Raw genomic sequence first — 11,274 nt, 5'->3', positions numbered from 1 at the left:
TACGACACGGCGGCGGCGACGCGAGCACCGGGCCCCGCCTGACCCTCCACCCTCCGCGGGCAGTCGTGCCGCAGGGCGGCACGACTGCCCGCAGCTGCGGGGCGCGGCGCGGCCGGCCGTGGGGGTGGGGTGGTCAGGGGAAGGGGTGTGCCGTTACCTCGGCCAGGTAGCGGGAGCGCAGTTCCTCGTCGTCGTCCAGGAACGCGGCCAGGAACGAGTTGCGGGCCAGCTCGCGCAACCGCTCCGGGCCGAGGCCCAGCACATCGCGCACCGCGTCGAAGTTGTCACCGGCGTATCCGCCGAAGTACGCCGGGTCGTCGGAGTTGACCGTGCACATCAGACCCGCGTCGAGCATCGCGGGCAGCGGATGGCCGGCGAGGGTGTCCACGGCGCGCAGCCGGACGTTGGACAGCGGGCACAGTGTGAGCGGCACCCGCTCCCGCACCAGCCGCTCCACCAGCGCCGGATCCTCCACGCACCGCAGCCCGTGGTCGATCCGCTCCACACCGAGCACGTCCAGCGCCTCGGTGATGTACTCGGGCGGTCCCTCCTCACCCGCGTGCGCCACCCGCCGCAGGCCCAGCCCGGCGGCGGCCTCGAACACCTCGCGGAACTTCGCCGGCGGATGCCCGACCTCGGCGGAGTCGAGCCCCACGCCGGTGATCCGGTCCAGATACGGTTTCGCCGCGTCGAGCGTCGCCAGCGCGGACTCGGCGGACTCGTCCCGCAGGAAGCACATGATCAGCCGGGTGGAGACGCCGTGGGTCTCCTCTCCCCCACTCTCGGCTTCGCTCGAGCGGGGGGACCCCCATCGGCCCAGCGCCCGCCACAGTCCGTCGATCACCGTGCCCATGCCGACACCGCGCGCGAGGTGCGCCTGCGGGTCGAAGAAGATCTCCGCGTGCCGCACACCCTGCGCGGCGGCGCGGGCGAGGTAGGCGTCGGCGAGTTCCTCGAAGTCCCGCTCGGTGCGCAGCACCGCCATGAGCTCGTAGTACAGGTTCAGGAAGGACCCCAGGTCCTGGAAGCGGTACGCCTCCCTGAGCGCGTCGGTGTCGGCGTAGGGCAGCTCGACGCCGTTGCGCGCGGCGAGGGCGAAGGCGAGACCGGGTTCCAGGGTGCCTTCGATATGAAGGTGAAGTTCGGCTTTCGGTACGGACATCAATCAATCGTACGACCGTTTCACCGACGCTTCGGGAGCCCCACCCGCTGCAGATCGCGCGCCACGGTCAGCTCACCCTCGTACCCGGCGGCCCGCGCCTGCCGCTCGAACTCCTCCGGGTCGGTGTAGCGCTGGCTGAAGTGGGTGAGTACGAGATGCCGTACGCCCGCCTCCCGCGCCACCCGCGCCGCCTGACCGGCGGTCAGGTGGCCGACCTCCACGGCGAGTTCCCGGTCCTCGTCGAGGAAGGTCGACTCGATGACCAGCATGTCGCAGCCGTCGGCGAGCGCGTACACCCCGTCGCACAGCCGGGTGTCCATGACGAACGCGAACCGCTGCCCGCGCCGTACCTCGCTGACCTCCGCCAGTGACACCCCGTCCAGCGTGCCCTCGCGCTGGAGGCGGCCGACGTCCGGGCCCTTGATGCCGTGCGCGGCGAGCCGCTCGGGCAGCATGCGCCGGCCGTCGGGCTCGACCAGCCGGTAGCCGTACGCCTCGACGGGGTGGGACAGCTTCCGGGCCTCCAGCATGTAGCCGGGGGTGCGGGCGAGCGTGCCGTCCGTGTCGACCGGGACCTCGGTGAGGGTGACGGTCTCGCGGTAGGCGGTCGCGTACCGCAGGCGCTCGAAGAAGCGCCGGCCGGAGCGAGGGTAGTGGGCGGTGATCTCGTGCGGCACCTGGTCGAGGTTGACGCGCTGGATCACCCCGGCGAGGCCGAGGGAGTGGTCGCCGTGGAAGTGGGTGACGCAGATCCGGTTCAGGTCGTGGGCGGCGACCCCGGCGCGCAGCATCTGGCGCTGAGTGCCCTCGCCGGGGTCGAACAGGATGCCCTCGCCGTCCCAGCGCAGCAGGTAGCCGTTGTGGTTGCGGTGCCGGGTGGGGACCTGGCTGGCGGTGCCGAGCACCACCAGTTCTCGTACGGACAAGGCTGCTATCCGGGGGGCCATTCGAGGCCGCGGCCGCCCAGGACGTGGGCGTGCGCGTGCCAGACGGTCTGCCCGGCGCCGCTGCCGGTGTTGAAGACGGTGCGGTAGCTCTCCAGCTGTTCGTCGTCCGCGACGGCCTGCGTCTCGCGCAGCACGTCGGCGGCGAGTCCGGGCGCGTCGGCGGCGAGAGCGGCGGCGTCCTTGTGGTGCGCCTTGGGGATCACCAGGACGTGCGTGGGCGCCTGGGGGTTGATGTCACGGAACGCGACGGTCGTCTCCGTCTCCCGCACGATCGTCGCCGGAATACTCCCCTCGACGATCTTGCAGAACAGACAGTCGTCCTGCGGCTCCCCGGCCATTGACCCTCCTCGACCCGACGATCACCGACACGGGCATGGTATCCACGCCCCCGCCACCGCGGACAGTCGCACCTCCCCCGGCAGGCGTCCCGCGGCGGCACGGGCGGCCGCGACGGCACCGAGGGCGCCGTCCCGCGCGGTCCACCCCCGGCTCACGACAACGCCGGGGGAACCTTCGCGGGCGTGTCCTCCAGCGCCGCCAGCGCCAGCCTCACCGCCTCGTCCACCTGCACGTCCCGCCCCGCCGCGTGATCCTGCGGCCGCTGCACCACCTCGACGTCGGGGTCGACCCCGTGGTTCTCCACCCCCCACCCGTATCCCTCCAGCCAGAAGGCGTACTTCGGCTGTGTCACCAGCGTCCCGTCGACCAGCCGGTACCGGCTGTCGATCCCGATCACGCCGCCCCACGTCCGGGTGCCGACCACCGGACCGATCCCCAGCGCGCGGATCGCCGCGTTCACGATGTCCCCGTCGGACCCGGAGAACTCGTTGGCGACGGCCACCACCGGCCCCCGGGGCGCGTCCCGCGGATAGCTCTCCGCCCGCATCCCGCGCGGCAGGTCCCATCCCACGATCCGCCGTGCCAGCTTCTCCACCACCAGCTGCGACGTGTGCCCGCCCCGGTTCTCCCGCACGTCCACGATGAGGCCCTCACGCAGCACCTCCACCCGCAGATCGCGGTGGATCTGCGCCCACCCGGGCGCCTGCATGTCCGGCACATGGATGTACCCCAGCCGTCCCCCGGACTTCTCCAGCACATAGGCCCGCCGGTCGGCGACCCACGCGTGGTAGCGCAGCGGCTCCTCGTCGGCGAGCGGCACCACGACCGCGTGCCGCAGTTCGCCACCGCCCGCGGGCGAGACGGTCAGTTCGACCGGCTTCCCCGCCGTCCCCACCAGCAACGGAGCGGGCCCGGTCACCGGGTCGACCGCCTGTCCGGCGACGGCGACGATCGCGTCCCCGGCCCGTACGGCGACCCCGGGGGCGGCGAGCGGCGAGCGGGCGTCCGGATCGGACGTCTCCACGGGCAGGATCCGGTCGACCCGCCAACTGCCTTCCTCGTGACGGGAGATGTCCGCGCCCAGCAGCCCCTGTCGCGCGCCGTCGCCGCCGTACCCGCCGCGCGGGGTGACATACGCGTGCGAGGTGCCGAGCTCCCCCTGGACCTCCCACAACAGGTCCACCAGGTCGTCGTGCGTGGCCAGCCGGTCGAGCACGGGCCGGTACCGGTCGAGCACCCCGTCCCAGTCCACGCCGCTCATGTCGGGACGCCAGAAGTTGTCCCGCATGATGCGGCCGTTCTCGTCGAACATCTGCCGCCACTCGGCTGCCGGGTCGACGAACTGGCGCACCCGTCCGAGGTCGACGGTGATGTTGGTGTCGCTCTCGTCGTCGCCCGAGGCGCGCCGGTCGCTGGGCACGACCTTCAGCCGGCCGTCGGTCCACAGCAGCACCCGCTTGCCGTCACCGCTGACCTCGAAGTGGTCGGCGTCCACGGCCAGATGCTCGAGGCGCTGCTGGGCGAGGTCGTAGCGCTCCAGGTCGGTCTTGGGGTCGGGATCGTCCGGGGTGGCCCTGGACGCGCCGAGCACGCCCCGCACGGGGTGCCGCAGCCACAGCACCCCGTCCTTGGCGGCGCGCAGGTTGGTGTAGCGGGCGGCCTCGACCGGGAACGGCACGATGCGGTCGGCCAGACCGTCGAGGTCGATCCGGGTGGTGGGGGTGCCCTCGCTGTCGGGCGTCTCGTCCCGGTCCGGCGTCTCGAAGGGGCGGCCGTGCCGCTGCGGTCCGAACGGGGACGGTGTCGTCGCCGCGAGGGTGATCAGATACGGGCGTACGCCCTCCACGAAGGCCAGGTCGAACACGTGCTCGTCGTAGACCGGGTCGAAGGAGCGGGTCGACAGGAACGCGAGGTGTTTGCCGTCGAGGGTGAAGGCGGGCGCGTAGTCCTGGAAGCGCAGCGGGGTCGCCTCGGTGACCGACAGGTCGGTGGTGTTGGCGAGGCGCAGCTGGCTGAGCGGGCGCGGTCCGGGGTGGGACCAGGCGAGCCAGGCGGAGTCGGGCGAGAAGACCAGCCCGGTGACGTCGCCGTCCTCACTGCGGTCGACCTCGCGGACCTCGCCGGTCTCCCGCTCGACGAGGAGGAGACGGCCGTCGTGCGAGGCGATCGCGGCGCGGCTGCCGTCGGGCGCCATCGCCAGTTGCACCACCCGGCCGAGCTGTCCGGCGGCGATCCGGCGCGGGGCGGCGCCGGGGACGAGACCGGTGGCGGGGGCGAACTCCAGGGCGTCGTCGCCGTCGGCGTCGGTCACCCACACCACCCACTCCTCGCCGTCCGCACGGAACGTGCGCGGGCGACGGGCCCGTACGCCCGGGGTCGCGGCGAGGGCGCGGGCGGGGCCGGAGCGGTGGGTGACCCAGTGGATCGTGCCGCGGACGCAGACGGCGCTGCCGCGCGCGGTGTGGTCGGGGGACGCGGTGCCGAACCAGCGGGCCGCGTTCACCGGGAACGGCTGGAGGTCCACGCGCTGCCCGCCGAGCCGGATGTCGAGCCGGCGCGGCTCCGCCCCGTCGAGGTCGTCCAGGATCCACAGTTCACCGGCGCTGGAGTAGACGACCCGGATGCCGTCGGTGGCGGCGTGGCGGGCGTAGAAGCGGTCGAGGGGTGTGTGCCGGCGCAGGTCGGAGCCGTCGGCGAGGGAGGAGTACAGGGCGCCGGTGCCCTCGTGGTCGGAGAGGAACGCGATCCTGTCCCCCGCCCACAGCGGGTACTCGATGTTCCCGTCGAGGTCCTCGTGCAGCCGTGCGAACTCGCCGTCGCCCTCGCGGTCGATCCACAACTTGCCCGCGGTGCCGCCCCGGTAGCGCTTCCACCAGGCGGCCTCGCGGCCCATCGGGGCGGACAGCAGCACGGTGTGCGGGCCCTGGGCGACGTCGCCGACGGGCCCGTACGGCAGGGTGTCGGCGGGGCCGCCGTCGAGGGGGACGGCGCGGGCCCAGGTGCGGCGCAGGCTGGCCTGACCGTGGGTGCTGATGGCGAGGACCCGGCCGTCGGCGGTCCAGCCGCGCACCTGTGTCCTGACGCTGCCCCAGTGGGTCAGCCGGCGGGCGGGACCGCCGACGGCCGGCGCGATGTGCGCCTCGGGGGCGCCGTCGCGGCTGGAGGTCCAGGCGACGGTGGTGCCGTCGGGAGAGATGCGTGGATGGTTCACCGGCACGTTGTCGGCACTGACCCGCCAGGCGCGGCCGCCGTCGAGCGGGGCGAGCCACACGTCGTCCTCGGCGGTGAAGGCGACCAACTCGCCGTGCAGATGCGGGAACCGGAGATAGGCGGCGGATGCGTCCGATGCGGGCTGTGTCACCCGATCACCCTATGCAGGCCCGGGCGTTCCTGGACAGGGATTCCGATCACTTGCCTTCGACGGGGCGACACGACGGGTACTGCTCGCACCACACGGTCGTCGTGACGGTCACGGTGACGGTGGGGTCCGGGCCGCGGTGCGTGGGCTCGCCGACGCGGGGCGGGCTGTTGTCGTCGCAGTCGCCGAGTCCGTCGACGCGGAACACCTGTTTCCCGCCCACCTTGGCGGTGATGTTGCCGCGTACGCAGGAGCCGTTGAGGGCGTGGGTGATCCTGCCGGTGACGGTGATCTCCTTGCCGTCCTGGGTCTCGCCCTGGCAGTCGACGGCGGCGACGGTGTCCGTCGCGGGGGTGGCTCCGCCCTTGCCGTCCTTGTCGCCCTTGTCGCCCTTGTCGCCCTTGTCGCCGAACGACGCGGTGCAGCTGAGCCAGCGGACGTCGGCCTTCCGCCGGTTGAGTTCGTCGGTCACGGCCTTGTCGGTCGTGAACGCGACGGCCGCGGAGCCGAGTCCGCCGCCCTCGCATGCTGCGACTCCTGCGATGGCGGTCACGGCGAAGGTGACGGCCAGTGCACGCCGGCGGCGGCTGCGCGCCGTGCGCGGGAACCATTTCGTCGCGCTCATGGGCGGCAGACTGCCACCGTCGGGGGCGGGGCGGTAGGGCGCATACGGCCACTTGTTTGCTTACGCCCCCGCCGCCCCTTCCCGTCCCGAAACCGGGGCTCCGCCCCGGACCCCGCTCCTCAAACGCCGGAGGGGCTGACTCCAGCCCCTCCGGCGTTTGAGGAGCGGGGTCCGGGGGCAGCGCCCCCGGGAACGGGAAGGGGCGGCGGGGGCGAAACCTCCGGTCAGGACCAGCGGCCCGTACGCCCCAGCAGCAGCGCCCCCGCGGCCGTCCCCGCCGTGGACGTCCGCAGGACACTCCGCCCCAGCCGGAAGGCCCGCGCACCGGCCTCCTCGAAGACCGCCAACTCCTCCGGAGAGACGCCCCCTTCGGGCCCGACCACCAGCACGATGTCACCCGAGGCGGGAAGCCCGGCGGTCGCCAGCGGCTCCGTGCCGCTCTCGTGCAGCACCGCCGCGAACTCCGCTTCGGCCAGAAGTGACGCAACCTGCCTCGTCGTCGCCGCGTCCGCGACCTCCGGGAACCGCACCCGGCGGGACTGCTTGCCGGCCTCGCGGGCCGTCGCCCGCCACTTGCCGAGGGCCTTCAGGCCCCGCTCGCCCCTCCACTGCGTGACGCACCGCGACGCCGACCACGGCACGACCGCGTCGACGCCGACCTCGGTCATCGTCTCCACCGCCAACTCGCCCCGGTCACCCTTGGGCAGGGCCTGGACCACCGTCAGCCGGGGGGACTCCACGGGCTCCTCGACGACCTCGCCGAGCCGCACGATCAGCCGGTCCTTGCCCTCGGCGGCGTCCACCTCGCCCTCGGCCCAGCGGCCCGCCCCGTCGGTGAGGACGACCCTCTCGCCGGCCCGCAGCCGCTTCACGGAGACGGCGTGCCGCCCCTCCGCGCCGTCGAGCACGTACCGGCCGCCGCCGTCCGTGTCGAAGTGGCCGACGACGAACACCGGCGCGGTCATCGGGCGTCTCCGGCCGACAACGCCGCCCGGGCGGCGGCGAGTTCGGACGCCAGGACCTCCACCAGCTGCCCGGCGGGCAGCTCGCGGGCCATCCGGTGGCCCTGCCCCGCCCACAGGGCCATGCCCTGCGCGTCGCCGGCCTTGGCGGCGGCCTTGCGCAGCGGCGCGGTGAGATGGTGGACGTCCGGGTAGGCGGCGGGCGCGTACGGGCCGTGCTCGCGCAGGAAGCGGTTGACCAGGGCGCGGGCCGGGCGGCCGGAGAAGGCCCGGGTCAGTTCGGTACGGACGTACAGGGGACTGGTGAGGGCCTGCTTGTGCAGCGCGTGCGCGCCGGACTCGTGGGCGGCGACGAAGGCCGTACCGAGCTGGGCCGCTGCGGCACCGGCCGCGAGGACGGCGGCGATCTGGCCGCCGCGCATGATGCCGCCGGCGGCGACGACCGGGATGCCGACGGACTCCCGGACCTGGGCGACGAGGGACAGCAGTCCGACACCGGAGCCGTCCGCCTCCGGGACGTCCCGGTGGGCGCCCTGGTGGCCGCCGGCCTCCACGCCCTGCGCGATCACCGCGTCCGCGCCGGCCCGCTCGACGGCCCGGGCCTCCTCCGCGGTCGTGGCGGTGACCAGCGTGTACGTGCCGACGCGGCGCAGGCTGTCCAGTACCTCGCACGCGGGGACACCGAAGTGGAACGACACCACCGGCACCGGGTTGTCCAGCAGGACGGCGAGCTTGGCGTCGTAGCCGTCGTCGCGGCCGCTGTCGGGGTCGCCGAGCTCGGTCTCGTACCAGGAGGCCTCGCCGGCCAGCTGGTGGGCGTAGACGCCGACGGCGGCGGGGTCGGCCGTCTCCGGCTGCGGCAGGAAGAGGTTGACGCCGAACGGCTGCGCGGTCAGTCCGCGCAGCTGTTTGATCTCCTGGTACATCCCGTCCGCGGTCTTGTAGCCCGCGGCCAGGAAACCGAGTCCGCCCGCCTCGGACACGGCGGCGGCGAGCTGCGGCACGGCGACCCCGCCCGCCATCGGCGCCTGCACGATCGGGTGCGGGAAGAGATCGGTCGGTACGGAGGACATGACGGCATGTTGTCACGTCCCCCGAACAACTCCGCATCCGCCCTTCCCTCTGGCATAAGCCACTTTTCGCCGGGCCTGCGGAGCGGTACCGGTCCCCGCCGGAGCGGGTCCCGGCGCCCGTCGGACACGTCGTTCCAACGGGCGCCGAAGCACCTCAGCGCCCGTTGAACGCGTCCTTCAACCGCGAGAAGAGCCCCTGCTGTCCCGGCTGGAACGTGCCCTGGGGGCGTTCCTCGCCGCGGAGTTTGGAGAGCTCCCGCAGCAGGCGTTCCTGTTCGGGGTCGAGCTTGGTCGGGGTCTGGACCTCGACGTGGACGATCAGGTCGCCCCGGCCGCCACCGCGCAGGTGGGTGACGCCCCGGCCGTGGAGCGGGATCGACTGGCCGGACTGGGTGCCGGGCCGGATGTCGACCTCCTCCATGCCGTCCAGCGTCTCCAGCGGCACCTTGGTGCCGAGGGACGCCGCGGTCATCGGGATGGTGACCGTGCAGTGCAGGTCGTCACCGCGCCGCTGGAAGGTCGAGTGCGGGAGTTCGTGGATCTCGACGTACAGGTCACCGGCGGGCCCGCCGCCGGGGCCGACCTCGCCCTCGCCGGCCAGCTGGATCCGCGTGCCGTTGTCCACACCGGCCGGGATCTTGACCGTGAGCGTGCGCCGGGAACGGACCCGGCCGTCGCCCGCGCACTCCGGGCACGGGGTCGGGACCACGGTGCCGAAGCCCTGGCACTGCGGGCAGGGCCGGGAGGTCATGACCTGGCCCAGGAAGGACCGCGTGACCTGCGAGACCTCGCCGCGGCCGCGGCACATGTCACAGGTCTGCGCGGTGGTGCCGGGCGCCGCGCCCTCGCCGCTGCAGGTGGTGCAGACGACCGCCGTGTCGACCTGGATGTCCTTGGTCGTCCCGAAGGCGGCCTCGTCCAGCTCGACCTCGATGCGGATCATCGCGTCCTGGCCCCGGCGGGTGCGCGAGCGCGGCCCGCGCTGCGACGCCGTGCCGAAGAACGCGTCCATGATGTCGGAGAAGTTGCCGAAGCCGCCCGCCCCGAAGCCGCCCGCGCCACCGGCGCCGCCGGCCTGGGAGAGCGGGTCGCCGCCGAGGTCGTAGACCTGCTTCTTCTGCGGGTCCGACAGCACCTCGTAGGCGGCGTTGATCTCCTTGAACCGCTCCTGGGTCTTCGGATCCGGGTTGACGTCCGGATGCAGCTCGCGGGCGAGCCGCCGGAAGGCCTTCTTGATCTCCTCCTGCGACGCGTCGCGGCGCACGCCGAGTACGGCGTAGTAGTCCGTGGCCACTACGACTCCGCCAGGATCTGTCCGACGTACCGTGCCACTGCGCGTACCGCTCCCATCGTTCCGGGGTAATCCATGCGGGTCGGTCCGACCACGCCGAGCTTGGCGAGAGCCTCGCCGCCCGAACCGTAGCCGACCGACACGACAGACGTGGAGTTGAGTCCCTCGTGCGCGTTCTCGTGACCGATTCGGACGGTCACGCCCGGATCCTTCGCCTCCCCGAGCAGCTTGAGGAGCACGACCTGCTCCTCAAGCGCCTCCAGGACAGGCCGGATCACCAGGGGAAAATCATGTCCGAAGCGGGTGAGATTGGCGGTACCGCCGATCATCAGCCGCTCCTCGTTCTCCTCGACGAGCGTCTCCAGGAGAGTGGAGAGCACCGTCGAGACCGTACCGCGGTCCTCCGCCTCGAAGGCCTCCGGGAGGTCCTCCACCAGGCTCGGCACATCGCTGAACCGGCGGCCCGCGACGCGGCTGTTGAGCCGCGCCCGCAGATCCGCCAGGGACGCCTCGCCGAACGGCGCCGGGCAGTCGACCATGCGCTGCTCGACCCGGCCGGTGTCCGTGATCAGCACCAGCATCAGCCGCGCGGGCGACAGCGCCAGCAGCTCCACGTGCCGCACCGTCGAGCGGGTCAGCGACGGGTACTGCACGACGGCGACCTGCCGGGTGAGCTGCGCGAGCAGCCGCACGGTCCTGGCCACCACGTCGTCGAGGTCGACGGCGCCCTCGAGGAAGTTCTGGATGGCGCGCCGCTCGGGCGCGGTCATCGGCTTCACTCCGGCGAGCTTGTCGACGAACAGCCGGTAGCCCTTGTCGGTCGGGATGCGCCCGGCGCTGGTGTGCGGCTGGGCGATGAAGCCCTCGTCCTCCAGGGCCGCCATGTCGTTGCGCACGGTGGCCGGGGAGACGCCGAGGTTGTGCCGCTCGGTGAGCGCCTTGGAGCCGACCGGCTCCTCGGTGCCCACATAGTCCTGGACGATGGCGCGCAGCACCTGGAGCCTGCGTTCACCGAGCATCGCACGCACCTCCAGTAGCTGTCCGCGGATTCCGCGCGGTAACGGTTCTGGCACTCTTCGCACGCGAGTGCCAGACTTCCCCGGCCCAGTGTACGGCCGGGTAGTACACCCTGGGCAAGGCATGGCGCCGTCCCGTTAGCGTCGAGGCATGACCGTGACTTGGGAAGAGTCGGGATGGGAGCAGGTGGCGCCCGGGGTGGGCCGGCGCCGGCTGCCGGTGTGGGACTGCACGGTAGGGCTCGTGGTGGGGGCGGGCGGTGTGCTGCTCGTCGACGCCGGGTCCGGGCTGGGCGAGGGCGCACGGTTGCGGGCGCAGGCGCAGGCGCTCACCGGCCGCCGTGTGACGCATCTCGCGCTCACCCACCCGCACTTCGACCACATCCTCGGCGCGGCGGCGTTCGCGGGGGCGGAGGTGTTCGGGGCGGTGGGTGTGGAGACCGCGCTGACGGCGCGCGGGCGGGAGGCGCTGCGCGCGGACGCGGTGCGGTGGGGGCTGGA

The 11,274-nt window shown here is 73.1% G+C and carries 10 protein-coding genes; 1 reads left to right on the top strand and 9 read right to left on the bottom strand.

Going from position 1 to position 11,274, the window contains the following annotated elements; all coding sequences use genetic code 11:
* Positions 1-133: 133 nt before the first annotated feature.
* The 9 genes from B9S61_RS21380 to hrcA all read right to left on the bottom strand — a co-directional run bounded on the left by B9S61_RS21380 (position 134) and on the right by hrcA (position 10,776).
* Positions 134-1,162: an adenosine deaminase gene (locus B9S61_RS21380; protein ID WP_103543705.1), complete on the bottom strand. Its 1,029-nt coding sequence runs from the start codon at positions 1,160-1,162 to the stop codon at positions 134-136.
* A gap of 20 nt (positions 1,163-1,182) precedes the next feature.
* On the bottom strand, positions 1,183-2,088 hold the full coding sequence (locus B9S61_RS21375) for a ribonuclease Z (protein ID WP_103543704.1): 906 nt from the start codon (positions 2,086-2,088) through the stop codon (positions 1,183-1,185).
* 5 nt (positions 2,089-2,093) lie between these two features.
* The gene (locus tag B9S61_RS21370) at positions 2,094-2,447 is read right to left on the bottom strand and encodes a histidine triad nucleotide-binding protein (RefSeq protein ID WP_103543703.1); all 354 of its coding nucleotides are present in this window, start codon (positions 2,445-2,447) and stop codon (positions 2,094-2,096) included.
* 152 nt (positions 2,448-2,599) lie between these two features.
* A complete protein-coding gene (locus tag B9S61_RS21365; protein WP_103543702.1) occupies positions 2,600-5,809 on the bottom strand; it encodes a S41 family peptidase in 3,210 nt (1,069 codons plus the stop codon).
* 46 nt (positions 5,810-5,855) lie between these two features.
* Entirely contained in the window at positions 5,856-6,431 is a 576-nt protein-coding gene (locus B9S61_RS21360; RefSeq protein WP_181007468.1) for a hypothetical protein, read from the bottom strand.
* 224 nt (positions 6,432-6,655) lie between these two features.
* Positions 6,656-7,396: a 16S rRNA (uracil(1498)-N(3))-methyltransferase gene (locus B9S61_RS21355; RefSeq protein WP_103543701.1), complete on the bottom strand. Its 741-nt coding sequence runs from the start codon at positions 7,394-7,396 to the stop codon at positions 6,656-6,658.
* Positions 7,393-8,466 (bottom strand): nitronate monooxygenase, encoded by a 1,074-nt coding sequence (locus B9S61_RS21350; RefSeq protein ID WP_103543700.1) that lies wholly within the window; start codon positions 8,464-8,466, stop codon positions 7,393-7,395. The genes B9S61_RS21355 and B9S61_RS21350 overlap by 4 nt, the downstream gene beginning before the upstream one ends.
* Positions 8,467-8,620: 154 nt before the next feature.
* Positions 8,621-9,760 (bottom strand): molecular chaperone DnaJ, encoded by a 1,140-nt coding sequence (dnaJ, locus tag B9S61_RS21345; protein ID WP_103543699.1) that lies wholly within the window; start codon positions 9,758-9,760, stop codon positions 8,621-8,623.
* Positions 9,760-10,776 (bottom strand): heat-inducible transcriptional repressor HrcA, encoded by a 1,017-nt coding sequence (gene hrcA / locus B9S61_RS21340; protein WP_103543698.1) that lies wholly within the window; start codon positions 10,774-10,776, stop codon positions 9,760-9,762. Before hrcA ends, dnaJ begins: the two co-directional genes overlap by 1 nt.
* Before the next feature lie 148 nt (positions 10,777-10,924).
* Here hrcA and B9S61_RS21335 point away from each other — a divergent pair.
* Positions 10,925-11,274: MBL fold metallo-hydrolase (locus B9S61_RS21335; protein WP_146064909.1), on the top strand; the 350-nt coding region annotated here is incomplete at its 3' end.

It is taken from the genome of Streptomyces sp. SM1, assembly GCF_002910825.1.
Classification (GTDB): Bacteria; Actinomycetota; Actinomycetes; order Streptomycetales; family Streptomycetaceae; genus Streptomyces; species Streptomyces okerensis.
Note: the sequence above shows the minus strand (reverse complement) of the source record. Positions and strands in the feature narration are given on the sequence as shown.